Source organism: Frankia canadensis, from assembly GCF_900197875.1.
GTDB lineage: Bacteria > Actinomycetota > Actinomycetes > Frankiales > Frankiaceae > Frankia > Frankia canadensis.
Genome location: NZ_FZMO01000563.1, coordinates 1 through 24,311 on the forward strand (window position 1 = coordinate 1; position 24,311 = coordinate 24,311).

The window sequence follows — 24,311 nt, forward strand, 5'->3', positions numbered from 1 at the left end:
GCCCACCGGGCCGCGGCTGTTGGTATCCGCCCGGCTGGTACCCGCCCCCCGGGCCCCCGGGGGCGTTCACGCCGCCCGGGCCGCTGATGCCTCCTGGGCCGCTGATGCCTCCCGGGCCGCTCACACCGCCGGGGCCACCGGGACCGAGGGGGCCACCGCGACCGAGGGGGCCGCCAGGCCGTCCGGGACCCATCCCACCCGGGCCAGCGCCACCGGGGGCGGAGAAGCCGCCAGGGCCCGCGGGATAGCCGGGCCGCGGGCCGGGGCCCGGGTAGCCGGGCGCGCTGGTGGCCGGCCGCGGGGTGGTCGACGCGCCGAGCGCGGCCTCGCGGATCTCGTCGTCGACCCGCACCTTGACCTCGGAGCGCGACAGCCAGTTGGGGCCGAACGCGCGGGTGCTGGCGCGGGCGAGCTCGAGCGCGAAGTCGTTCGCGTCGGCGAAGCGGGCGGCCGGGTCCTTCGCCAGCGCCCGCATGATCACCATGGAGACCGGCGGCGGCACCATGGTCAACGGCTCGGGCATGATCGTCAGGTGATGGTGGGTGAGTGGCTGGACCGCCATCTGCCGGCCGAACAGCGGCCGCCCGGCGATCATCTCGTAGAGCACGCCGGCGAGGGCGTAGAGATCCGTCGAGGGGAACAGCCGCACGCCCATGATCTGCTCGGGCGCCATGTACCGCGGGGTGCCGAGGATCGCGCTCGCGGTCGTCTCCGCACCGTCGAAGATCTTGGCGATGCCGAAGTCGGTGACCTTGAGCAGGCCGTCGCCGGCGAACATGATGTTGTCCGGCTTGATGTCGCGGTGCAGGACGCCCTGGGCGTGCGCGGTGGACAGCGCGGCCGCGGCGGCGATCCCGACCGAGCAGGTGGTCTCCGGCGACAGCGAGCCCGCGCTGATCCGCTGCTTGAGGGTGCCGCCGGAGAGCAGCTCCATGACCAGCAGGCAAGTGCCCTCATGCTCCACGTAGTCGTGGATGCGGACGATGTGCGGATGGTCAAGCTCGGCGAGGACCCGTGCCTCGGACAGGAAGCGGGCACGCAGGTCGGGGTCGTCGGAGGTGTCGAGCAGGATCTTGATCGCGACCTTGCGGCCGATGAGCCGGTGCTGCCCGGCCAGCACCAGCCCGTACCCGCCCCGGCCCAGGTCGCCCTCGACGGAGTAACCCGGAAGCGCCGCCTCCACCAGTGATCTGTCAATCAGCAAGGTTCAGATCCGTCCGCTAACGCCGTCGGGTACTCCACCGCACCGCCGTTCCTGTCCCGACCGCGCCGTCGCGGCCCCGCGAGCTCGTGCTCCGGCTACACAGATCCACTGGCCGCCCACATGCTGGCCTGCAATGACGCGGTTCGTCGGGTTCCTGGCGATCCTACGACCCCGACCTTCCCATTCCTCCGCCCGTCCGGGGATGCGCCGCGACGTCGGATCGGCGACATGGGCATGCTGGCGGTGGTCGACGAGCGTCGACGCCGCCACGGCCCGATGATGCGCCACGGACGGCCCGGATGATGTACCACGCCCGGCATGCAGTGTCTCGCCCGACGAAGGTGCGCCACGGACGACGATGACCTCACTCATGCCGATGGTGGTTGTGGCGGCACGTGTTGAACCAGCGAGGAAGGGTGTCCCACGTCATGTCGACAAGCGAGCCCACTGCCCCGGCGGCCGCGCCGGACATCCCGGCGACGGACATCACGACGACCCCGGAATGGGCCGCGTTGACGGCCCATCAGAGCGAGATCTCCGCGGCATCGCTGCGCGGGCTGTTCGACGCCGATCCCACCCGCGGTGAGACGTTCACCGCCGAAACGGACGGCCTTTACCTCGACTACTCCAAGAACCTGCTCACGGCCCAGACGCTCGAGCTGCTCGTCGCGCTGGCGCGGCGGGCGGGGCTCGCCGAGCGCGTCGAGGCCATGTTCGACGGGCAGCGGATCAACGTCACCGAGAACCGGCCGGTGCTGCACACCGCGCTGCGGGCGCCGGCGGGCGTCCGCATCGAGGTCGATGGGCACGACGTCGTCCCCGACGTGCACGAGGTGCTCGACGCGATGTCGCGCTTCGCCGAGCAGGTGCGCTCCGGACAGTGGCGGGGCGCTACGGGAGAGCGGATCACCACCGTCGTGAACATCGGGATCGGTGGGTCCGACCTCGGCCCGGCGATGGTGTACGACGCGCTGCGCGACTACGCCGACCGGTCCATCGAGGGCCGTTTCGTCAGCAACGTCGACCCCACCGACATCTGGGAGGCCACGGCCGATCTCGACCCGGCCACGACACTGTTCGTCGTCGCCTCCAAGACCTTCACGACCCTGGAGACCATCGCGAACGCGCGAGCCGCGCGCGGGTGGCTGACGTCCAAACTCGGCGAGAACGCCGTCTCCCGGCATTTCGTTGCGGTCTCAACGAATGCGGAGAAGGTCGCCGAGTTCGGCATCGACACCCAGAACATGTTCGGCTTCTGGGACTGGGTCGGCGGCCGCTACTCGGTGGACTCCGCGATCGGCCTGGCCGTCATGATCTCCATCGGGCCGGAGCACTTCCGGGAGTTCCTCGCCGGATTCGCGGCGATGGACACTCACTTCCGCGGCACGCCGTTCGAGCGAAACCTGCCGGTGCTGCTCGGGCTCATCGGCGTGTGGTACCGCGACTTCTTCGGGTACGACACGCACGCCGTGCTGCCCTACAGTCACTATCTGGGGCGTTTTCCCGCCTATCTCCAGCAGCTTGACATGGAGAGCAACGGCAAGCGGGTCGACCTCGCCGGCCGGCCGGTGCGCACGCAGACCGGCCCGATTGTCTGGGGCACCCCGGGAACCAACGGGCAGCACGCCTACTACCAGCTTCTCCACCAGGGCACGGCGGTCGTTCCGGCCGACTTCATCGGCTTCGTCCAGCCGAACCATCCGAACGTCGGCCCGGCGGACGGGCCGGACCAGCACGCGCTGCTGATGGCCAACTTCCTCGCCCAGACCGAGGCGCTCGCGTTCGGCAAGACCGCCGAGCAGGTCGCCGCCGAGGGTGCCGAGGAGCGGCTCGTCCCGCACCGGACGTTTCCCGGGGACCGGCCCACCAACACCCTGCTCGCCCCGAAGCTGACGCCGTTCACCCTGGGCCAGCTCATCGCGCTGTACGAGCACAAGGTGTTCACCCAGGGCACGATCTGGGGCATCAACAGCTTCGACCAGTGGGGGGTGGAGCTCGGCAAGGTGCTCGCCGGGCGGATCGTGCCCGAACTGACCGCCGAGACCGAGCCGCCGGCGGCGGCGCACGACAGCTCCACCGACACCCTCATCAGACGCCTGCGTCGCGGCTGAGCGCCACCGTTACCACCAGCGTCGGGCCGACCTCGTCATGTTACTCTCCGTAAGCGATTGGCGGGTCGGCCCCGCCCGGTGCGGACGGTGACGATGACCTCGGGGGGCGGGCACGATGCGGGTCGACGCCGGAGCCCTGACCATGTCCGTGTCCCGCGCGGGTGAGGACGTCGCCATCGAACTCGCCGGCGAACTGGACACCGCCGGGCGGCTGCGGTTCCGCGAGCAGATCGGCGAGCTGCTCGGCCGCGGCGGCGGGACGGTGACGGTGGACGTCGCGGGCCTGCGTTCCATCGATATTCCGGCGCTCGCCGCGCTGCTTCGCGCCGATCTGCTCCTGCGCCGGGTGCACTCGGAGCTGCGGATCCGCTCGCCGACCCCGGCCTTCACCGCGCTGCTGCGCGAGACCGGCCTGCAGGGCCGCCTGCACGTCGACAAGGCCGCCCGCCGCTAGCCTGCGTGTGGAGTTGTGATCTCCGCGGCCGGTCCGGGGTGGAGTTCGGCGGTCCTGCCGACCCCCGGGCCCGGCAGCCAGCCGCTCTCCTGAGCGGCCAAGCTGCCGAGCGGCCAAACCGGTGGGGCCGGTCAGTTGGCGAACGGGGGTGTGCTGGCCTTGCTTCGCGTGGTCCCACCCGTCGTGAACGGGAGGACGGCAGCCGATGTCACGTTGGGTGACATGGTGGCGGGCGAGGTCGGACTGCTGAGCGTCGTCCGGATGCTTCGAGCCCGCACGGCGGAAAGCTCCGCGGTCGCGGTCGCGGTCGCGGTCGCCGTGACCGGCGCCGGTCCGCGACGTGCGCCGAGACCGCGCTCGGCCTCACGACCGACACTGTTCGCCACACTCCGTGCGGGGAACCGCAGGGGCGTGGTGGCTACGTCAGCGAAGAAGGGGCCCGAAAGTGTCGGTCGGGGGCCCGGCTGGGGGTGCTCCACCGGCGTCGCGGCCACCGGCATCGCCTCTGCCGCCACGGTTTCACGTGGGACGAGCGCCAGCCGGGCGCGGGAGTCGGTCAGGCGTCTCTCGACCCCTCCCATCAGGAGCATCCCGGCCATGATCAGAAGCGGGAAAGCGAGCGAGAGCAGCAGAACGGGTGGAGTGAGACTCACCGAGGAACCCCCAGGCCGGCGTGCGGATCACCGTGCGGCAACGTCGGTGCCGCACGGTAGCCCTTCCCCCTACGCCCGCCGGTTCACCTCCGATCGGCCATCTCACCCAGGCCGGGGCCGTCACCCTCGGTCGCGCCGTGAGGGAGACGTCACCGTTCTGTCCGCGCATGCGGCTGTTCGGGTGCGCCCATCACTCGTACGCTTCGGACGAGATGAGTGCGTGGCCGGTACCGTTGCCCGCCTACGGAGGGCGTCCGTCGGTGAGCAACGAGGATCTGATGGCGCGCATCCACCTGCTCGCCGAGCAGGTGGACTACGCGCTCGCGGAGATCGTGCTGCGGCGGGCCGCCTACCAGCGGGCCTGGGAGGACGAGCCCGACTGGCAGTGGACCTCGGGCGGCGTCGAGGCGCTGCGCCATCCGCCGGTCGCCGAGGCCCTCGCCCTGCAGCTCGGCGCGGTCGAGCGGCTGCGCCTGTGGGCCCAGGAGATGCACTGGCTTCAGGAGCAGGCCAGGCTGCGCGGACTGCTGCGCTGAACGCGGGCCGCCCGTGCTGAGAGCCGTTGGCCGTGCTGAGCGCGGGCCGCCCGTGCTGCGAGCCGTTGGCCGTGCTGAATGCGCGGTGCTACTGCGGCGGGCGGCGGTCGAGCGCGTCGAACAGGCGGCGGCCGAGGTTGGCCGCGGCGACGTTCCCGCGGTGCAGATAGCGATTTACCCCGGCCTCCAGGCTCTCAGCGGCGTCGTCCTTGCGACCCGACCGGTACAGCACCTCGGCCCGGGCCAGCAGCGCCTGGCCCTGGCCGTCGACGTCGTCGGTGCGCCCGGTGAGGTCGACGGCGGTGTCGGCGAAGCGCAGCGCCTCGGCGTCGCGGCCGCGCAGCGACAGCAGCCGGGCGTGCACCCCGCACCAGCCGGCCTGGGTGGGCAGCTGGTCGGCGGCGGCGCCGTCCCGGCAGCGGGTGACATACTTGCCGGCGTCCTCCAGCTTGCCGAGGCGGACCAGCACGTCGGCGAGGGCGGCGGCCCGGTTCGCCAGCAGCTGGCGCTCACCCATCTGGGACAGGGCTCGGCAGCTGCGGCGCAGCTCGCGAGCGGCGACGGTCGGCTCGTCGGCGAGCAGCGCGACCCGGGCGACGACGAAGCCGCCGTGGTAGGGATCGACCCGCGGTCCCCGCAGGTCGTGGACGATCTCCTCCGCGGCCTTGAGGTGGATGCGGGCGCCCTCCAGGTCGCCGCACATCGCGGTGAGCACGGCCAGTTGGCCGAGCAGCGCGCGGCGCAGAGCGCGGTCGTCGCCGGCGGCGTCCAGGGCCTCGCTCGCCCGGCTCAGGCTCTCGGTGACGGAGCGTGGCCCCTGACTCATCAGCAGGGCCAGTTCGCGCCGCAGCGACTGGGCCGCCCGCGGCACACCCGACTCCTCGGCGTGCCGCACGGCGTTCTCCATCGACCGCTCGGCGGCGGTGTGCTGCCCGGCGGCGGTGTAGGCGCTGGCCTGGCTGCGGCAGGCGAGCGCGGCGCCAACGTCGTCGCCGGAGCGGACGAACATGGCCAGCGCCGACGACGCCTCGGTGAGGGTGGTGGCGACCAGCCCCTCCGGGTCGGTGGAGAACAACACCCGCAGGTGGGCGAGGCGGGCGTGGGCGCGCAGCCCCTCCTCGCCGGCGCGCCGGGCCCGCTCGGTGACCTGGCGCAGGATGCGCTCGGCGTCGGTCCACTGGTGGAACGAGAAGCACAGCGTCCATCCGAGGTCGATCTCGGCGCGCAGCCGCAGCGGATCGGTCTCCGGCAGCAGCCGGATCGCCCGCTTGAGCAGCTGGGCGGCGCCGTGCTCGTCGCCCTGGCGGACCCGGTCGGCGGCCTCGAACAGGCAGGTGGCCGCGGAGCGGCCGAGCTCGACCGTCTCCGGGCCGCGCAGGCCGATCTCCGTGCGGTAGCGGAACGCCTGCTCCAGGTGGTAGCCGACCAGCTCGTCGTGCTCGCCGGGCCCGCCGACGAGCCGGGCCTGTAGCCACTGGGCGAACTGCTGGTGCAGGTCGGCGCGGCGGCGCTTGGAGGTGGACTCGTAGGCGCAGTCGCGCAGCAGCACGTGCAGGAACCGGAAGGCCTCGACGCCGGGCAGGTCGGAGCGGTCGGGGTGGACAAGCTCCTTGCGGACCAGGTTCAGGCAGTGCGCGGCGACCATCGACTGCTCGTCCGGGTCGGACAGGTCGATGACGGCGTCGAGATAGAACCGCTCGCCGACGACCGCGGCCCGCTCCAGCACCCGGCGCTCCTCCGGTTCGAGCCGGTCGAGGCGGGCGGCGAGCAGCGAGGAGATCGTCGGCGGGACGGTGACGTTGCGCAGGCTGCCGGTGGCGATCCAGCGGCTGCCCTCCCGGCGCAGCAGCCCGTCGTCGACGAGGGCGGCGACCATCTGCTCGACGAACAGCGGGTTGCCCGCCGCCGAGGTGGTGATCCGGTTCACCAGGGCCGGGTCGAGCTCGTCGGAGCCCATCAGGCTGTAGATCAGGCGCTGGCAGCGGGCCTCGGTCAGCGGCGCGAGCAGCATCGACGTGGCGTTGAACTTTCCGCCGCCCCAGTGCCGCCGCTCCTCGAGCAGCTCCTGGCGGGCGAGGCAGAGCAGCATGATCGGGGCGTCACGGGACCAGTCGGCGATGTTCTCGATGAGGTCGAGCAGCGTCGTCTCGGCCCAGTGCACGTCGTCGAACCAGAGGATCAGTGGCCGGCGGGCGGCGAGGGCCTCGAAGAACGAGCGCACCGCCCAGAAGCTCTCCTGCGGGCCGAGCTCCGCGCCGCCGAGGCCGATCAGTGGCGCCAACGCCTCGACGATCTCCGCGGCCTGGTCGACGCCGTCGAGCAGCTCGCGCAGCCGGCGGCGGCCGTCCGGCGCGCTCTCGTCGGCGGACAGCCCGGTCGCCTGACGGACCATCTCCATCAGCGGCCAGTAGGCGATGCCCTCGCCGTAGGACAGACATCGGCCGGTGAGCACGGTCGCCCGGGGGGCCAGCGACGCGCAGAACTCCCCGACCATCCGGGACTTTCCGATGCCGGCCGAGCCGAGGACGGTGAACAGGTGGCAGGTGCGCTCCTCGACCACCGCCTCGAAGGCGTCCTGCAGCCGGCGGCGCTCCCGGTTGCGCCCGATGACCGCGGCGGTGAAGCCGAGCAGCGGCGCCCGCGCGCCGGGGCCGGCCTTCGGGTCGACCAGGCCGGTCAGCCGGTGGACACGCAGGGGCTCACGCTTGCCCTGCACGACCAGCGGGCCGACCGGGATGACCGTCACGCTGTGGCGGATGAACCGGTGGGTGGTGTCGCCGATGAGGATCTCGTCGGGCGGCGCGGCGCTCTCCAGCCGGGCGGCGACGTTCACCGCGTCGCCGGTGACCCCGCCACCGGCGACCGTGACCTCGCCGGTGTTGATCCCGATCCGCACCCGCAGCCGCAGTCCCCAGCGCTGCTCGAGGTCGGCGTTGAGCGCCTCCATCGCGGCCCGGATGTCCAGCGCGGAGCGCACGGCGCGCAACGCGTCGTCCTCGTGCAGGACGGGAATCCCGAACACGGCGAACACGGCGTCGCCGATGAACTTCTCGACCGAGCCGCCGTGGGTGTAGATCACTTCCCGCACGGTGGTGAAGAACTGCCACATCACCTGCTGTAGCGGCTCTGAGTCGATCTTCTCGCCGATGTCCGTCGACCGGGCGATGTCCACGAACATGATCGTTACGGTCTTGCGCGTGCCACTCCCGGCGGTGGGCAGGGGGTTCCCGCACCCGGAGCAGAAGCGCGCCCGCTCTGGATTCTCCTCCGCGCATGTCGGGCACGGCATCATGTGCCGGATCGTAGGCCGATCTCGGGCCCGTGCGGTGGGGGATGCGCTCAGCCGACGCGTCGTAGGTGATCCGTCCCACATCGATGCCACATTCCGGTCCTGGGGAGCCGCGTCCCGGTCCTGGGGGTGTGCCGCCGTGGCGGCGACGACGCGCCGGTGTGTGTCACCGTCCCCCGGCCGGGATGACCTGATCATGAGCTGATGTCCCGGCGCACCGCGATCAGTGCCCCCACCAGGGCGAGTACTCCCCAGCAGAGCGCGCCGGCCAGGGACGAGATCTCGAGTTCGGACGTCGGCCAGGCCAGCACTCCCAGGGGGGCGGTGGCGGGCCCGTGGAAGCGGGTCAGGTCGGTGAGCGGCTCGACGGCGGCACAGCCGCCCAGGGCGAGCAACGCGCCGGTCGAGCCGCGCAGGATCGTGCCGAGGCCGACGCCGATCATCCCCGCCGCGCACACCGTGACCGCGACGACGGCGTAGGCCCCGACCACCTGGCCCGGCCGGTCGAGATGCATGCCGGTGCCGCCATAGCGGGCGACGCCCACGGCCAGCCAGGCGAGGAACAGCGCCGAGCACATCGCGAGCCCGGTGCCCGCGACCGTGACGAACTGGGCCGCGGTGACCCGCGCGCGGCCCGGCACGGCCAGGAAGCTCAGCGCGGCCGTGCGGTGCCGGTACTCCTGTGCGACGACGAGGACACCGAACGCCATCACGGCGTAGGCGACGAACAGCCCGGACCTCGACCGCAGACCCTCCCAGAACGCCGGCGCCTGCTGGCCGGACCAAAGCATCAGCGGCACGTGCAGGACCACCACCGCGAGCAGGCCCGTGGCCTGCCAGCGACTGCTGGCGACCTTGAACAGCTCGGTGCGGACCAGAACGCCGACCCCGGCCTGGTGGGTCGCCATCACGGACCGTACCCGCCGGTGGCCGCCGCGCCGGCGAGCGGGCGGGTGAGTGAGAAGTAGACCTCTTCCAGGTCCGGGCCGTGCGTGTGCAGCTCGACGAGGGCGATCCCGTGGCGAGCGGCGACCTGGCCGACCCGCGCGGCGGTGCCGGCCGGGAGCGTCAGTCCGTCCCCGCCGGCGGCCGTCACCGCCAGGCCCTCGGCGGCGAGCAGGGTGGCGAGGCGCGCGGCCTCGGGGGTGTGTACCTCGACGTGCCCACGACCGTGCTGGTGGCCCAGCTCCCGCACGTCCGCGTCGAGCACGACCCGGCCCTCGCTGATGATGACGACGTTGTCGACGGTCTGCGCGACCTCGGCGAGCACGTGGCTGGACAGCAGAGCGGTGCGCCCCCGCGCGGCCCAGTCGCGCAGGAAGGACCGCAACCAGCCGATTCCCTCGGGGTCGAGGCCGCCGTTCGGCTCGTCCAGGACGAGCAGCTCCGGGTCGCCGAGCAGGGCGGTGGCGAGCGCGAGCCGCCCGCGCATGCCCAGCGAGAAGCCGCCGGTCGGCCGTTCCGCCGCGGCCTCGAGTCCCACGGTTGCCAGCACGTCCTCGACGCGGCGGCGGTTCACGCCCAGCGGAATCCCGCAGGCGCGCAGATGGTCCCGGGCGGTGCGCCCGGGATGGGAGGCGTTGCCCAGCACCGCGCCGACCCGGCGGGCAGGGTGATCGAGCTCACGATAGGGTCGGCCGAACAGCAGCGCCTCGCCGGAGTTCGGCGCCACCAGGCCCAGCAGGGCGCGCAGCGTCGTCGTCTTGCCGGAGCCGTTCGGCCCCAGAAATCCGGTGACCGTTCCCTGGCTGACCGTGAAGGTCACGTTCCGGACGGCGTGGTGGGACCCGTATCGCTTGGCCAGGCGCTCGATGTGGACGACGGCGGTGACGGGAGCCTCCCGGCGGATGGTCCGAACGGGGCAGCTCCTACGGTAGCCTGTCGCTGCCGCCTGTCCGCTCGCGGGTTACCCGGTTGTCTCGTGACCGGTCGCGTCGCCGCGTGGTTCGTCCACTGCGATCAGTGACAGCAGTTCGACGAGCCTGGCACGCTGCGGGGCGTTCAGCCGCCGGGTGAGGACCGCCACGCTGTCCGCCTGCCGACGCTGCCCCTCGGCGAGCGCCTCCTGACCGGCCTCCGTGAGGGCCAGCAGGACGGCGCGCCGGTCGGTCGGATGCGACCGACGGGTGACCAGTCCATCCGCCGCCAGAGCGTCCACCGTCTCGGTCATCGTCCGCGGGGCGACCGTGACCGCGTCCGCGAGATCGCGCAGCCGGCACGGCCCGGTCTCCGCGAGCAGCCGCAGCACCTTGAACCTGGCCAGGGAGAGCCCCACGCTCGCCCGCAGTGCCTCGTCGACGGTGACGCGGACCCGATGGGCGGCCGCGAGCAGCAGGTCGACGGCGGCGTCGCCGGTGCGTGGGGGCGGCATCGGGGGGCCTCCTTGGCTATGGTGATGGAGATGTCATATTAGGTGAACTTGCCTCATTGTGAGGTAGCCTCGCTAAAACCCGAGTCAGAGTCTGACACCCATGGAGCGCACATGGACGCACTCACCTGCCTGCTGACCCGCCGCACCGCCACCCGCCTGGTCGAACCCGGCCCGACACCTGACCAGATCACGGCCATTCTCGGCGCCGCCACCACCGCGCCGGATCACAAGATGCTGCGACCATGGCGCTTCGTCATCGTGCGCGGCGAGGCGCGGACCACTCTCGCCACCGCCATCACCGCGGCGGCCGAGGCCATCGGCGACCTGCCCGAGCCGGTCGTGCGCAAGGCCGCTGGCAAGGCCACCCGGTCCCCCGCGCTCATCGCGGTCATCGCGGCTCGGGTGGAGTCCCGGGTGTCGGTCGCCGAGCAGGACGCCTCGGCCGCCGCGGCGGCGCAGAACATCTGCCTGGCCGCGCACGCGCTGGGCGTCGCCTCGGCGTGGAAGTCGGTGCCGCTGCCGGACAGCGCGCCGGTGCGGGCGTTGTTCGGCGTCGCCGCGGGCGAGGAGCTCGTCGGCTGGGTCGAACTCGGCACCCAGGCGCCGAATGTTCCCGTTCCCCCGCGCGCCGCCGTCCCCCTCGGCGAGGTCGCCGCGGAACTTGAGGTGGACGGCTCGCTGCGACCGGTCGCCACTGCGGCGCCCGTCATCGTCTGACACGGCGCCATCGGCGGCCGAATCGGCCGTGTTCGGCCGGTTCCAGCTGGTTCGAATCGCTTCGGTCGGTTCGGTCGTTTCCCTGACAGGACCGGCGGTTCGCCCAGGTCCCGACTGCCCGGGTGGCGTGGGGCCGGTTCCCCGAAAGATGCCCCGAGGCGAGCGGAAGGCTACCTAAGCTGGAGCGCAGGTCCAGGTCGAGCGGTCCCGATTCGGGGTATGACTCGGCTCCCGACCTGCGACGGGAGGTACGCCGTGTGCGGTGCGCAGGCACCCGGACGTCACGGAGTCACCCCTGTGCGCCCAGAACGCGGCCGGCGGTGGGCCCCCGGTGGCCTGCTGGTCGCCGTGCTGGTCGGCTGCTCGGTGCTGGTCGGCTGCTCGCAGTCCGGCGCGCCCGCTGACGGGGCCACGGCGGCCGCGGGCAGTGGCATCAGCACCAGCCCCTACCCGCCCGACCCGCCCGGCCCGGCCGGCTCGGCCGGCTCGGCCGGCCCGGCCGGCTCGGCCGGCTCGGCCGGCTCGGCCGGCTCGGCCGGCTCGGCCGGCTCGGCCGGCTCGGCCGGCTCGGCCGCGACCAGCTCCACACCACCCGCGGCCTCCGCGCCGGCCGCCTCCGCGCCGGCCTTGGGCCCGCAGCCCGATGGCGCCGCCGGCGGCTCCGCGGCCCCGGATGCCGTCGGCACGGCGGCCGCCCCCGGCGGTGGTCCCGGATCTGGCGTGGCGACCCCGTCCGGCGCCCCCGGCGGATCGGGTGGTTCCGCCGGATCGGGCGGGACCGGCGGATCGGGCGGGACCGGCGGTGTGGACCTGCCGCAGGTGCCGACGCCCCTTCCGTCCGCGGTGTTCGTGGGGGAGGCGTGCGTGCCCAGCCGCAACACGGGTCCGGCGATGGCCGTCAACGGCCTACCGCTCTACTGCCTTCCCGACGCGGGTGGCGCCGGCGGTGCGGGCGGGCGCTGGACCACGCAGGCGCCGCCCCCGCCGACCCAGGTCGCGCCGCAGGAGGGCGGCCTGTGCCAGCCCGGCGACATCGGTCGGATCGTGCCGAACGCGGCCGGCCGGCCACTGTCCTGCCTGCGGGACCCGAACGGCTCTCTCAGCTGGTCGGACGTCTCCTGACCGTCAGCCGCGCCGCCGCGCGCGGCGGGCGGTGAGCGCCTCCGCGAGCGACCAGGCGCTCGGCAGGACCAGCGCGGTGACGGTCGTCGCCCACGCCCACGGATGGTCGGCCAGGTAGGGGACCGCGTCGTCGCGCAGCCAGTCGAACAGTGGATCGCGCAGCACCGGGACGGCACCAGCGGCGGCGATCACCACCAGGACGCCGGCCGCGACGACCGCGAGGCCACCCGGCAGTCGCCGCCAGCTCGGCACCCCGAGCACCAGGAGTCCGAACAGCGCGATCGCGATGCCGAACGCGCCCAGGGGCCCCGAGCAGATCAGCCCGGCCGCGCTGCCCAGCGCCACCAGCACCGCTCCCAGCGCGATCATCACCCGACGGCGGCCGCGGGCGACGTCGCGGACCAGCTCGAAGCCCAGACGGGCGGTCGTGCGCGCCACGAACGCCACGGGTCGCACCGGCCGCGGCAGAAACCGCGCGGACGTCAGCCAGGCGGTCACCACCGCGATGATCTGGGCGACATCGCTGACGAGGATGGGTCCCTGCGCCGGGTCGGTGATGCGTTCGTCCGACACCCGGCAGGCGCGCAGCACCTCGTCGACCGCCCGCGGCGCCAGCAGACCCGGGGCTACCGGTCGATCTCCGCCGCCGGACGGCGTGCGGCCCCGTCCCACCGCCGGGGTCGCGGCGCCGGCCTCGCGGGCCGCGACCCGGGCCGCCGCCGCTGCCGCCAGGGAGATCACCTCGGCGCCGCCGGCCGCCTCGGCCTCGGCCGGGACCCCGGCTGGCGAGGTGGCCGGCGAGGTGGCCGGCGAGGTGATGGGCGAGGTGGCCTGGGACGCGGGTCGAGCGGTGGGCGGGGAGGCGGCTGGCTGATCGGCGGCGCGGGCGGCCTGGCCGGCGGCGCGGGCCTGGTCGACGGCGGCGAGGAAGTCGGCGGTGGGACGGGGATCGACGCCGGCGGCGTTGTCCTGGCGGACCGTCTGGGCGAGGCCGACGAGTTCGGCGGCGGCGATGTCCCGCTGCGGCCCGGCGGCCACCCAGGTGGCCGTGACCGGCAGGCTTGGGGGAACCGGGGCGGCCGGGTCGAGCAGGAACGCCAGTTCGTCGCGGACCTCCGCGGTGGGCGGCGTGCCCGCGACGTCGGCGAGGTCGTCGACCAGGTCGGTCAGCCAGCCCCGCCGGGCCAGCGCCGCCGGGCCGTCGGGCGGGACGGCCAGGTCGCGCCGCGTGACCAGCCGGCGGGGGTCGAGCAGGATCCGCGCGAGCCAGCCGGCGCCGTCGAGCCGGCCCCACATCCAGTCGTTGGCGCGCCACGACGCCTTGGCGAACGCGGCGAAGTTCCCCAACCGCAACCCGGTGACCTTGTCCTCCGCCAGTTGGCGGGTCGAGTCGAGGGCGTTCGGCAGGTCGGCGCTGAGCTGGACGAGCTCGATCGGCTGGTCCAGCACGGCACCGGAGATCTCGTTCTCGACCAGATGCAGGTCGAGCAGGGCGATCACGGCCGCCGTCCCGCCCGTGGGCAGGTAGTCGACGAAGTCGGCGAGCCCACGGGCGGCCAGGGCCCGCCGCTGCCCGACAGTGAGGCCCCGCGTCCGCGCATCCGGCCCGCCGCCTGGTTCCCCCGCCCGCACCTCGGACGTCCCGGCCGTCGACGTCTGGGCGGCCGACGTCCGAGGGGTGGACGTCTGGGCCGTCGACAAGCGGGGAGTGGACGGTGCCGACCGCCGGACCATCGCGGCGAACTCGGCGCGCGCCCGCTCGACGACCAGCGCGAGCGACTGCCAGGACTCGTGCAGCCGGTGTCGACCGCGTTCGCCTGCCGGGTCGCCGCGCAGCCAGCGGCGGGTCGCCTCGGCGGCGACGGCGTCCGTCGGTTCGCCCGGCAGCGCGGCCAGGGTCTCGGTCACGGTCGTGAACACACCCGGACGAGGACCGGAGGTGTAAAGCCACGACGGGCCGCGCGCGTCGCCCACGTCTGTCCGGTCGTCGTCCAGCGGGGATCGCCGGCCGCTGACCGGACGGGTGTCGCCGGCGGGCGGGGCGGCCTCGTGCACCGCGGCGGCGAGGCTGGCCAGGCGGGTTCGGTCGGCCGGCGCGGGGCACAGGACGTACCCCTCGTTGATCATGGAGATCAGGATGCCCTTGACGCCGTCGAGGGCGGGTTGGCCAAGCCGCCAGAGCTCGTCGGCGCCCGCGGCGTCCGGAAGCTCGCCGGGCAGGGTCTCGAGCACCGCGGCCGCGGCGGCCGCCGCCATCGCGACCCGCGCGGTGGCGTTCGCCCGCACCGTGTCGGCGTCCGGCGGGCGCGGTAGATCCGCCCGGTCGGCGAGCACCCGCAGCAGCGCCTCGACCACCGGCGCCGAGATCCGCTCGGCCATGCCGCGCCGGTAGGCATCCCACACCCCCGCGTCGGCCAGCCGGGCCGTGCCGGCCGGCGCCAGGCGCAGCAGCCGCCGCCGGGTGGCGCGGGCGCTTCGCACGGTGTCGTTGTGCGCGCGCAGCGCGGCGAGGTCGGTGCCGATCGACTGGTTCAGCGCCGCGTCGAGCGCCCCGAGCAGGGTGCCGCTCGCCGCCGGCGGTGGTGGCAGCGCGGGGCCGGGAGCGGAACCGGCGGCACGGCCGGCGGCGGGGTCGCGACCCTGGTCGACGGGACGCGGCGAGGGCACCACGTAGGTGAGCACCCGGCGGACCTGGCGGGCGGCGGGCTGGTCGAACACGGCCGCGAGCGCCGGGCCGATCGGCCGGTTCACGAGGATGCCGCCGTCGGAGGCGAAGAACCCGCGCGCGCTGTTGACGTAACGGGCCATGTCCGGATGGGCCTCGTCGACTGTGCGCCCCACCGGCACGTAGGCGGGCTCGAACGCCCCGGGGAACGCGGAGCTGGCCCGGCCCGCGAGCGCCAGGCGGGCGATCGCCCCCGGCTCGGTCAGGTCCCGGGTGCCGAACACGAACAGGCCGCGGTAGTCGACGTCGTACATCGTGCCGCCGAGGGAGTCGGTGTGCTCGCAGACCTCGCCCCGCAGGATCGTCGTCGTGACGAACATCGAGGTCGGGCGGGCGACCGGCGGCCGGTGCGGGGTGGCGGTCGCGGCGATCGCGCGCAGCGCGGTGTCCAGCGCGGGCAGCACGGCCTCGTCCCCGCGCAGCAGCGATGGGAACGTCCGCTCCCGCGGGGTGCGCATGAGCGTGTCCAGGGCCCCGAGGGACAGCCACAGTTCGCGCAGCGGCGCCAGCGTGGCACGGTGGGTGTTGGCGAAGCCGAGCATCGTCGCGTTGATGCCGCCCGCGGACGCGCCGGCGAGCACGTCGACGGCGAGCTCGACGTCCAGGATCTCCATCAGCCGGGCGTAGCGGCTGGCCACTGCCGCGTCGGCCGCGGCAAAGGCCGCTGAGCCGGGAACGGGGGCGGCCGACCTGGAGGCGGCCGGGCCGGAGGCGGAGACGTGGGTGACGGGGACGGCGGGGCGGTGGGAGCCGGTGCGGGTCTCCCGGGCGGCGACGGCCAGGTTGATCTCGGCGGCCACCCCGCCCATCCAGACCGCGAGGCTGGCGCCTCCGGTCATCACGACGGCGAGCCGTACCTCCTGGGTGGCGGCGTCATGCACGGACGACTCCGGCACATCCGGCGGCTCCGTCACGCATGGCGACAACAGTAGTCGCGTCGGACATCGCACCGTTCGGCCGTTCGGTCGGCGGCCGTCGGTCTCTCGGTGGGATCAGGGATGTTTCGGCGGGCGAAGCCCACTTGTCAGCGGGTTACTCGTGGGTAGCATGGGAAGAACGTACTCACGAGTAGCCAGCCGGATCCGGCCCCGCGCGCCGCCCCGGCGCTCCCGAAAGGAGCCGTCCATGGGCCACTACCGGAGCAACCTGCGCGACCTCGAGTTCAATCTGTTCGAGCTGTTCGGTGTCGAACGCACCCTCGGCACCGGGCCGTTCGAGGAGATGGACGTGGACACCGCGCGCCAGGTCCTCGTCGAACTCGACCATCTGGCCTCGGGGCCGGTGGCGGACTCCTTCACCGACGCCGATCGCAACCCGCCGACCTTCGACCCGACCACGGGGTCGGTCACCCTGCCCGAGTCGTTCAAACGATCCTACCAGGCCGTGCTGGACGGCGAGTGGTGGCGGCTGTTCGTCCCGACCGAGGTGGGCGGGCTCGGCGCCTCGCCGACGGTCGCCTGGGCGGGCTCCGAGATGCTGCTCGGCGCGAACCCGGCCGTGTTCATGTACATGGCCGGGCCGACGTTCGCGTCGATCCTGCACCGCGTCGGCAACGACTGGCAGCGCACCCTCGCCCGCTACGCGATCGACCGGCGCTGGGGTGCGACGATGGTGCTCACCGAGCCGGACGCGGGTTCCGACGTCGGCGCCGGGCGCGCGCGGGCGGTCCAGCAGCCGGACGGCACCTGGCACGTCGAGGGTGTGAAGCGGTTCATCACCAGCGGTGACTGGGATGTGCCGGAGAACATCATGCATCTCGTGCTGGCCCGCCCCGAGGGGCACGGTCCGGGCACCAAGGGCCTGTCGATGTTCGTGGTGCCGAAGTTCATGCCGGACCCGGCGACCGGCGAGCCCGGCGAGCGCAACGGCGTGTACGTCACGAACATCGAGAAGAAGATGGGCCTGAAGGTCTCGGCGACCTGCGAGCTGCGCTTCGGCGAGCGGGCGCCGGCGGTCGGCTGGCTGGTCGGCGACGTGCACGAGGGCATCGCCCAGATGTTCCAGGTCATCGAGTACGCGCGGATGATGGTCGGCACCAAGGCCATCGCCACCCTGTCCGCCGGATACCTGGCGGCGCTCGACTTCGCCCGCACCCGCGTGCAGGGCGCGGATCTCACCCGCGCCGCCGACAAGTCGGCGCCCCGCGTGACGATCATCAACCACCCGGACGTCCGCCGGATGCTGATGGCGCAGAAGGCGTACGCCGAGGGCATGCGCTCGCTGGTCCTCTATACCGCGACCTTCCAGGACCGGGTGGCCCTGGCGGAGGCCCGCGGTGAGAGCGACGACCTCGCCGTGCGGGTCAACGACCTGCTGCTGCCGATCGTCAAGGGCGTCGGCTCCGAGCGGTCCTACGAGCTGCTCGCGTCGTCCCTGCAGGTCCTCGGCGGCTCCGGCTACCTGCAGGACTACCCGATCGAGCAGTACATCCGCGACGCCAAGATCGACACCCTGTACGAGGGCACGACGTCGATCCAGGGTCAGGACCTGTTCTTCCGCAAGATCGTGCGGGACCGTGGCCAGGCGCTGACGGCCGTGCTCGGCGAGATCCAGACGTTCGTCAAGGACGAGGCCGGCAACGGCGAGCTCCAGTTCGAGCGTGAGGCGCTGGGCACGGCGCTCGACGACGTTCAGGGCATGGTCGGGGCGATGGTCGGTTACCTCACCGGCGCGGCCGAGGACGCCCGGCAGGTCTACCGGGTCGGGCTGAACTCCACCCGGCTGCTGCTGAGCATCGGCGACCTCCTCGTCGGCTGGCTGCTGCTGCGCGGTTCCGAGGTGGCGCTGCGGGCCCTCGCCGAGGGAGGCGGTGAGGGCGGCCGGGACCGCGCCTTCTACCAGGGCAAGGTGGCCGCCGGTCGGTGGTTCGCGGCGAACGTGCTGCCCGAGCTGCGGACGCGGCGCGCCATCGTCGAGTCCACCGGTCTCGCGCTCATGGACCTGCCGGAGGAGGCCTTCTGACGGCCCGGCCGGGCGGCGACCAGCCCCGACGCCACCCTGGGTGATCGATTACCACGGACCGCGCGAGACTTCGCGCGGTCCGTGGCATTTATCGCGCGGTGTGGTTGTATTGGGTTGGATTGCGGGTAGGGCGGCGGGCATGGGAATCCCGTTGAGCCTCGCATTCTTCACCCTCGGAGCCGTTCTCACCTTTGCCGTCGATGCTCATCCGTCCGGCCTTGACATCAGCGCCGTCGGCGTCATCCTGATGCTCGTCAGCCTGGTGGGGCTCGGCATCACGCTTTACCAGAACCAGTGGCGCCGGAAGATCGTCGAGGAGTCGGTCGAGAGCGGCGTGCCGTCGCCCGTCTCCGTCGACGGCACGGTGATCGTCGACCCGGGCATGCACTACGAGGCGCCGCGGCGCCAGGAGCCGGGGCTCACCCCGGACGAGGACCTGAAGGCGAACGGGGTGCGCCACCCGGAGTTTGAGCAGCAGGAGGTCGTCCACGTCAGCGAGACCCAGCGCCGCCCCGCCTCGCGTTCGTGACCTGTACCGGCATCGGCGTCACCCGATCTGCCGTCCTACCGCTGATCCGCACCTGTCTGGTCCCGCCCGCCGCCCGGCCCGATCTCCCGCACGACCGGCCCGTCACACGGGCCTCGGGAGATCGGCCGGACGCTGTCACGAGGTGCGCAGCGGGGGGAAGGCCTGGTCCAGCTCGTTGCGCATGTCCCGCTTCAGAAGATCGTCCGACTCCGAGGAGGACTGCCCCTCAAGGAGGAACCTGGCCACTCGGAGGGTGAGGTCGACCCGTTCGGCCAGGTTCAGCGTGCCGGTGAAGCGGCCGCTGGAGTTGGCGGAGGTCAGAACCTTGGCGACGAACTCGTCCGCGGCCTGAAGTGCCTCCACTCGCGTCATGGTTCCACCTCTTTGTGCCGGAATCCGGTCAGAGGCGCAACCGTACCAGGCAACCTACGGTGCGCCGTTGTGTGCCCCTCTCGCGTGCTGTGTGCCCGTCTCGCGCGCCCTGTGCCTATCCCGGGTGTTTGTCGCGACCTGGATGCCCAGGCGGGTCGATCACGACCAGGCGAGCGTAAGGGTGGGATCCGTCAGCATGGCGCCGACGTCGGCGAGTACCGCGGCGCCCAGCTGCCCGTCCACGATCCGGTGATCGAAGGACAGCGCGAGCTGTGCCACCGTACGCGCCGTGATCTCGCCCTCGTGCACCCAGGGTGCCGGGCGGATCGAGCCGAGCGCGAGGATCGCGGCCTCCGGCGGGTTCAGGATCGGTGTGCCGATGTCGACGCCGAGCACCCCCACGTTGGTGATGGTGATCGACGCGCCGCGCAGCCGGGCCGGCGGGAGCCGGTCCGCCCGCGCGTCCTCGGTCAGCGAGGCCAGCTCCCGGGCAAGGGTGACCAGGTCGAGCCGGTCCGCGTCGGGGATGTGCGGCACGACCAGCCCGCGCGGGCCCGCGACCGCGATGCCCAGGTTCACCCGTTCGGCGACCTGGATCTCCGCCCGGCCCGCGCCGCCGTCCTCGACCCAGCGTGAATTGATCATCGGGTGGCGGCGGATCGCCACCAGCAGGGCACGGGCGACGAACAGCAGTGGGGTGACCTTGACGCCGGCGAACTCGGGCAGCGCCGAGATCCGCGCCCGCGCCGCCATGGTGGCGCTCGCGTCGGCGCTGAGGAACTCGGTGACATGTGGTGCCGCCGCGACGCTGGCGACCATCGACTGCGCCATCATCCGGCGTACACCGACCACCGGCACGTGCCAGGTGCCGGATGCCGTGGCGTAGGTCGCGTCCGCCGGGATCTGGCCCACCAGCCCGGTGCCGCCCGGCGCGGCCGGCCTCGCGGGAGCGGGGGCCGGGGACGTCGCAGGCGGAACCGGGGGAAGAGGCGTGCCCGGCCGGGGCGACGGTGCGCCGGCCGGCGCCGGCCGTCCGCCGACGCGCGGCGCCGCCTCCACGTCGGTCCGGCTGATCGTGCCGTTCGGGCCGGTGCCGACGATGGCGGCGAGATCGACCCCGAGGTCGCGGGCCAGCTTGCGCACGGGCGGCTTGGCGAGCACCGCCGCCGCCGACCCGGCGGCACGGGGCGCCACCGGCGCCCGGCGCGGACTGCGCCGGCGTGGCTGATGGGCACGCGGGCCGTAGCCGACGAGCACCGGCACGCGCTCGCCACCGCCGTCACCACCATCACCTCGACCACCATCACCTCGACCACCATCACCTCGGCCACCGTCGCCGCCGCCGTCGCGAGCACCGCCGCTCCGGCCGGCCGAGCTGCCCGGCTGCCCCCCGGGGGAGGCATCCTGCGCGGGCCCGTCGGCGTCGGCCGTTCGGATCGTCAGCAGGGGAGCGCCGACGGGGAGCGTGGTGCCCTCCTCGGCGTGCCGGCCGACCAGCACCCCGGCGAAGGGGCTCGGGATCTCGACGACCGCCTTGGCGGTCTCCACCTCCACGAGCGGCTGGTTCACCGTGATGGCGTCGCCGACCTGGACGAGCCAGCGGACGATGTCCGCGTCGGTGAGGCCCTCCCCGAGGTCGGGAAGCCGGAACTCTCGCTGCGTCACGGGTAGGTCCCCAGTTCGGATCGTGCGGGCGGCGTGGGTTGCCAGGAGGCGAAAGGCAGACGGTCAGTAGGCGAACGGTCAGTAGGCGAACGGTCAGTAGGCGAAGGAACGGTCGACGGCGTCCAGGATGCGGTCGACGTCTGGCAGGTAGTGGTCCTCCAACCGGGCGGGCGGGTATGGCGTGTCGAAGCCGGTGACCCGCAGCACCGGCGACTCCAGCGAGTAGAACGCCTCCTCGGTGACGCGCGCGGCGACCTCGGCGGACACCGACACGTTCGACGGCGCCTCGTGCACCACGACGAGCCGCCCGGTCCGCCGCACCGACGCGAGCACCGGCCCGAGATCGAGCGGGGACAGCGAACGCAGGTCGATGACCTCGAGCGAACGCGCGTCATCCGCGTCGCTCACCTCGGCGGCGTCCAGGCAGGTGCGCACGGTCGGACCGTAGCCGACCAGGGTCGCGTCCGTGCCCGTCCGCACCACGACGCTCGCGTGCAGATCGCTCGCCGCGCCCGGCGGCAGCTCGGCGAGCGGGCGCGCGTCGACCGTCCCCTTCTCCCAGTACCGCCGCTTCGGCTCCAGGAAGATCACCGGATCGTCCGACCGGACAGCCTGCTGGATCATGTGGTGGGCGTCGGCGGGGTTCGAACAGGCGACGACCTTCAGCCCGGCGGTGTGGCAGAAGTACGCCTCGGGGGACTCGCTGTGGTGCTCGACCGCGCCGATGCCGCCGCCGAACGGGATGCGGATGGTCACCGGCAGCCGGATCCGGCCCGCGGACCGGTAGTGCAGCTTCGCGAGCTGGCTGACGATCTGGTCGAACGCCGGGTAGACGAAGCCGTCGAACTGGATCTCACAGACCGGCCGGTAGCCGCGCATGGCGAGCCCGATCGCGGTCCCGATGATCGCCGACTCGGCGAGTGGCGTGTCGATCACCCGGGCCTCGCCGAACTCGCGCTGCAGCCCGTCGGTCACCCGGAACACCCCGCCGAGCGTGCCGACGTCCTCGCCCATGACGATGACCTTCGGATCGGCGGCCATCGCGGCGTGCAACCCCAGGTTGAGCGCCTTGGCCATGGTGATCGGCGCCGCCGCGGTGGTCGCGCCCGCCGCGGCGGGCCGGTCGGCCGGGCTCGGGCCGCCGTCGCCCGCGCCGGCGCTCTGGTCGTGGGGCCCCGGCCGCCCGTGCTGCTCGCCGGAGATGACGGCCTGGCTGGTCACCACGCCTCCTCGGAAACGCGCGCTTCGCCCGCCACGAGTCCACCCTTCCGGCCGTTCCCGTTCGGCCCGTTCGGCCTGTTCGGCCCCGGTGGGCCGTCCCGCCACCCATCCTCCCCGTCTGCGCCGAACTGCGCCGTGAACGCCGCGCGCTGCGTCGACACGAGCTCGTTGTCAGCGACCTGTACGTGGTCGAACAGGCTGGTCGGGGCGGGATCGGGCATTGTCGTGCATCGGGCGCGCAGGTCGTGGGCGAGGGTGTCGGCCTCGAGGGCGATGCGCCGCTCGCGATCCTCGTCGAGCAATCCGTCGGCGCTCAGGTAGGCGCGCATCCGGTCGAGCGGGTCGCGGCGGCGCCAGGCGTCGAGCTCGGCCGCCGACCGGTACCGGGTCGGGTCGTCCGCGGTGGTGTGCGCGCCCATCCGGTAGGTCACCGCCTCCACCAGGACCGGCCCGCGCCCCGAGCGTGCCCGTGCCAGCGCCCACCGGGTCACGGCGAGGCAGGCCAGCACGTCGTTGCCGTCGACGCGCACGCTGGGGAAGCCGAAACCACTCGCCCGGTGGAAGATCTCGGTGCGGCTCTGGCGGCGGGTCGGCTCGGAGATGGCCCACTGGTTGTTCTGGCAGAAGAACACCAGCGGCGCGCCGAACACGCCCGCCCAGCCGAACGCCTCGTTGACGTCCCCCTCGCTGGACGCACCGTCTCCGAAGTAGACGATCGCCGCCCCGTCGCTGCCATCGCGGGCCATGCCCATCGCGTAGCCGGTGGCGTGCAGGGTCTGCGAGCCGACGACGATCGAGTACAGCGCGAAGCCGTGCTCCGCCGGAGCCCAGCCGCCGAGACTGGCGCCCCGGAAGATCGCCAGGATCGCCGCCGGGTCGACCCCTCGGCACCAGGCCACCCCGTGCTCCCGGTACGACGGGAAGGCCATGTCGTGCGGCCCCAGAGCCCGCCCGGACCCCACCTGCGCCGCCTCCTGACCGCGCAGGCTCGCCCACAGCCCGAGCTCGCCCTGGCGCTGCAGGCTGGTCGCCTCCTCGTCGAGGCGGCGCACCAGCGTCATGTCGCGGTACAGGCCGACCAGATCGTCCGCGGTGAGGTCCGCGACGTGCGCCGGCAGGTCGATGTCTGCCGCGGTCGGCTCGCCACCGGGTGGGTCCGCCCGGCGTGGCTTCGACACGGGCGGGTCCGCTCCGGTGGGCAGGTCCGGTCCGGGCGACCTGGCCTCTTCGGGGACGGTGATCCGGTGACCGGTGGGGGTGAGCAGCTGCATGAGCTCCGTCACACTCGGCAACGATAGACCGTGGACAGCCGCTGGCAACCCGATCTGCCGGAAGGCTCGGTACGGTGTCGCCGTGACGAGTGAGCAGGACGTGACCCAGCCGCCCGCCCGCCCGCCGGTCGACCGGCAGATCGGGAAGGTCGGTGTCTGGAGCGGGCAGTTCGACTTCTCGCCGGCCGGCGTCGTGCGCGAGGCGATCGCCGAGCTCGACGAGCTCGGCTACCCGACGCTGTGGACCGGCGAGGTCAAGGGGCGGGAGGTGCTGGTCACCGCCAGCCTCGCGCTCGCGACGACCTCGCGGATCACCATCGCGACCGGGATCGCCCAGATCCTCGCCCGCAACCCGCTGACCATGACCGCCGCCCACCTGGCCCTCACCGAGGCGTTTCCCGGCCGGTTCCTGCTCGGCCTCGGCGTCTCGCACGCCGAGCTGATGCACATCCGCGGCGCCGCCTACACCCGGCCGCTGGCCCAGATGGCCGCCTACCTCGACGAGATGGACCGGATGGCGGCCGAGCAGTACCGGGCGGTGCCGCCGGGCGGCGTGCCGCCCCGGGTGCTCGCCGCCCTCGGGCCGAAGATGCTCGGCCTCGCCCGCGACCGCGCCGACGGCGCGCACACCTACTTCGTCCCGCCGGAGCACACCGCGGCCGCCCGGGAGATCCTCGGACCGGACAAGCTGCTCGTCCCCGAGCAGGCCTTCGTCCTGCACACCGACCCGGGCGAGGCCCGCGAGCTGGCCCGCCGGCACACCGGTTCCTACCTGCGGCTGCCCAACTACACGTCCAACCTGCGGCGGTTCGGCTTCGGCGACGACGACCTCGCCGACGGAGGATCCGACCGCCTGGTCGACACGATCGTGCCGTGGGGCGACGCCGACGTGCTGCTCGGCCGGATCAAGGAGCATCTCGACGCCGGCGCGGACCAGGTCGCCGTGCAGGTCCTCGACTTCGACCGCCGTGGCCTGCCGCGGCGGCAGTGGCGGGAGCTCGCGCCGGCGCTGCTCGCCCTGTGACCCGCGCTGCCTGATCGGGTGCCGCGCGGCGCGCGGGCTTGACGGGCGGGCCCGTGGGACGGAGAAACGTCGCATGGGGTGGGGTG

At 73.3% G+C, this 24,311-nt stretch carries 18 protein-coding genes; 8 read left to right on the forward strand and 10 right to left on the reverse strand.

What is annotated here, in order from left to right; genetic code table 11:
• A partial coding sequence (locus C1A33_RS33050; protein ID WP_243408175.1) for a serine/threonine-protein kinase occupies window positions 1–1,204 on the reverse strand: 1,204 nt, incomplete at its 3' end.
• 428 nt (window positions 1,205–1,632) lie between these two features.
• Here C1A33_RS33050 and pgi point away from each other — a divergent pair.
• The 3 genes from pgi to C1A33_RS33070 all read left to right on the forward strand — a co-directional run bounded on the left by pgi (window position 1,633) and on the right by C1A33_RS33070 (window position 4,958).
• A complete protein-coding gene (pgi, locus tag C1A33_RS33055) occupies window positions 1,633–3,315 on the forward strand; it encodes a glucose-6-phosphate isomerase (protein ID WP_101836402.1) in 1,683 nt (560 codons plus the stop codon).
• Between the two features lie 115 nt (window positions 3,316–3,430).
• Complete coding sequence (locus C1A33_RS33060) at window positions 3,431–3,769, forward strand: STAS domain-containing protein (RefSeq protein WP_101836403.1); 339 nt, start codon at window positions 3,431–3,433, stop codon at window positions 3,767–3,769.
• 913 nt (window positions 3,770–4,682) lie between these two features.
• On the forward strand, window positions 4,683–4,958 hold the full coding sequence (locus C1A33_RS33070) for a hypothetical protein (RefSeq protein WP_243408176.1): 276 nt from the start codon (window positions 4,683–4,685) through the stop codon (window positions 4,956–4,958).
• 88 nt (window positions 4,959–5,046) lie between these two features.
• Here the strand turns inward: C1A33_RS33070 and C1A33_RS33075 are convergent, their stop codons facing one another.
• The 4 genes from C1A33_RS33075 to C1A33_RS33090 form a co-directional block, all read right to left on the reverse strand.
• Complete coding sequence (locus C1A33_RS33075; RefSeq protein ID WP_101836405.1) at window positions 5,047–8,250, reverse strand: ATP-binding protein; 3,204 nt, start codon at window positions 8,248–8,250, stop codon at window positions 5,047–5,049.
• A 191-nt stretch (window positions 8,251–8,441) separates the two neighbouring features.
• Window positions 8,442–9,155, reverse strand: coding sequence for an ABC transporter permease (locus tag C1A33_RS33080; protein WP_101836406.1), 714 nt, complete (start codon window positions 9,153–9,155; stop codon window positions 8,442–8,444).
• Window positions 9,155–10,012, reverse strand: coding sequence for an ABC transporter ATP-binding protein (locus C1A33_RS33085; RefSeq protein WP_243408177.1), 858 nt, complete (start codon window positions 10,010–10,012; stop codon window positions 9,155–9,157). The genes C1A33_RS33080 and C1A33_RS33085 overlap by 1 nt, the downstream gene beginning before the upstream one ends.
• Window positions 10,013–10,153: 141 nt before the next feature.
• Complete coding sequence (locus tag C1A33_RS33090; RefSeq protein WP_101836408.1) at window positions 10,154–10,618, reverse strand: MarR family winged helix-turn-helix transcriptional regulator; 465 nt, start codon at window positions 10,616–10,618, stop codon at window positions 10,154–10,156.
• A gap of 111 nt (window positions 10,619–10,729) precedes the next feature.
• Here C1A33_RS33090 and C1A33_RS33095 point away from each other — a divergent pair, with 111 nt between their 5' ends.
• Both C1A33_RS33095 and C1A33_RS35495 read left to right on the forward strand, forming a co-directional pair.
• Window positions 10,730–11,335 (forward strand): nitroreductase family protein, encoded by a 606-nt coding sequence (locus C1A33_RS33095; protein WP_101836409.1) that lies wholly within the window; start codon window positions 10,730–10,732, stop codon window positions 11,333–11,335.
• Between the two features lie 297 nt (window positions 11,336–11,632).
• Entirely contained in the window at window positions 11,633–12,457 is an 825-nt protein-coding gene (locus tag C1A33_RS35495; protein ID WP_165818701.1) for a hypothetical protein, read from the forward strand.
• Between the two features lie 3 nt (window positions 12,458–12,460).
• Here C1A33_RS35495 and C1A33_RS33105 read toward each other — a convergent pair whose 3' ends face one another.
• Window positions 12,461–16,078 carry a patatin-like protein gene (locus C1A33_RS33105; protein WP_279354744.1) on the reverse strand — a complete coding sequence of 1,206 codons (3,618 nt, stop codon included), beginning with the start codon at window positions 16,076–16,078 and terminating at the stop codon, window positions 12,461–12,463.
• Between the two features lie 229 nt (window positions 16,079–16,307).
• Between C1A33_RS33105 and C1A33_RS33110 the strand changes: the two genes are divergently transcribed.
• Together C1A33_RS33110 and C1A33_RS33115 are read left to right on the forward strand one after the other, a co-directional pair.
• The gene (locus C1A33_RS33110; protein ID WP_101836411.1) at window positions 16,308–18,143 is read left to right on the forward strand and encodes an acyl-CoA dehydrogenase; all 1,836 of its coding nucleotides are present in this window, start codon (window positions 16,308–16,310) and stop codon (window positions 18,141–18,143) included.
• Between the two features lie 151 nt (window positions 18,144–18,294).
• Window positions 18,295–18,672 (forward strand): hypothetical protein, encoded by a 378-nt coding sequence (locus tag C1A33_RS33115; protein WP_243408178.1) that lies wholly within the window; start codon window positions 18,295–18,297, stop codon window positions 18,670–18,672.
• Window positions 18,673–18,807: 135 nt separating this feature from the next.
• Here the strand turns inward: C1A33_RS33115 and C1A33_RS33120 are convergent, their stop codons facing one another.
• The 4 genes from C1A33_RS33120 to pdhA form a co-directional block, all read right to left on the reverse strand.
• Window positions 18,808–19,044, reverse strand: a complete 237-nt coding sequence (locus tag C1A33_RS33120; RefSeq protein WP_101836413.1) for a hypothetical protein — start codon at window positions 19,042–19,044, stop codon at window positions 18,808–18,810.
• Window positions 19,045–19,203: 159 nt separating this feature from the next.
• A complete protein-coding gene (locus C1A33_RS33125; RefSeq protein ID WP_101836414.1) occupies window positions 19,204–20,709 on the reverse strand; it encodes a dihydrolipoamide acetyltransferase family protein in 1,506 nt (501 codons plus the stop codon).
• Between the two features lie 93 nt (window positions 20,710–20,802).
• On the reverse strand, window positions 20,803–21,930 hold the full coding sequence (locus C1A33_RS33130) for an alpha-ketoacid dehydrogenase subunit beta (RefSeq protein ID WP_480014990.1): 1,128 nt from the start codon (window positions 21,928–21,930) through the stop codon (window positions 20,803–20,805).
• The gene (gene pdhA / locus C1A33_RS33135) at window positions 21,927–23,201 is read right to left on the reverse strand and encodes a pyruvate dehydrogenase (acetyl-transferring) E1 component subunit alpha (protein WP_101836418.1); all 1,275 of its coding nucleotides are present in this window, start codon (window positions 23,199–23,201) and stop codon (window positions 21,927–21,929) included. Before pdhA ends, C1A33_RS33130 begins: the two co-directional genes overlap by 4 nt.
• Window positions 23,202–23,283: 82 nt before the next feature.
• On the opposite strand from pdhA, the gene C1A33_RS33140 reads away from it, so the two are divergent.
• Window positions 23,284–24,225, forward strand: coding sequence for an LLM class F420-dependent oxidoreductase (locus C1A33_RS33140; RefSeq protein ID WP_207770608.1), 942 nt, complete (start codon window positions 23,284–23,286; stop codon window positions 24,223–24,225).
• Window positions 24,226–24,311 lie beyond the last annotated feature (86 nt).

Excerpts from the sequence above, each read along its gene's own strand:
- pgi (WP_101836402.1), top strand. The coding sequence starts at position 1,633 with ATGTCGACAAGCGAGCCCACTGCCCCGGCGGCCGCGCCGGACATCCCG.
- C1A33_RS33060 (WP_101836403.1), top strand. The coding sequence starts at position 3,431 with ATGCGGGTCGACGCCGGAGCCCTGACCATGTCCGTGTCCCGCGCGGGT.
- C1A33_RS33075 (WP_101836405.1), bottom strand. The coding sequence starts at position 8,250 with ATGATGCCGTGCCCGACATGCGCGGAGGAGAATCCAGAGCGGGCGCGC.
- C1A33_RS33080 (WP_101836406.1), bottom strand. The coding sequence starts at position 9,155 with ATGGCGACCCACCAGGCCGGGGTCGGCGTTCTGGTCCGCACCGAGCTG.
- C1A33_RS33090 (WP_101836408.1), bottom strand. The coding sequence starts at position 10,618 with ATGCCGCCCCCACGCACCGGCGACGCCGCCGTCGACCTGCTGCTCGCG.
- C1A33_RS33095 (WP_101836409.1), top strand. The coding sequence starts at position 10,730 with ATGGACGCACTCACCTGCCTGCTGACCCGCCGCACCGCCACCCGCCTG.
- C1A33_RS33110 (WP_101836411.1), top strand. The coding sequence starts at position 16,308 with ATGGGCCACTACCGGAGCAACCTGCGCGACCTCGAGTTCAATCTGTTC.
- C1A33_RS33120 (WP_101836413.1), bottom strand. The coding sequence starts at position 19,044 with ATGACGCGAGTGGAGGCACTTCAGGCCGCGGACGAGTTCGTCGCCAAG.
- pdhA (WP_101836418.1), bottom strand. The coding sequence starts at position 23,201 with ATGCAGCTGCTCACCCCCACCGGTCACCGGATCACCGTCCCCGAAGAG.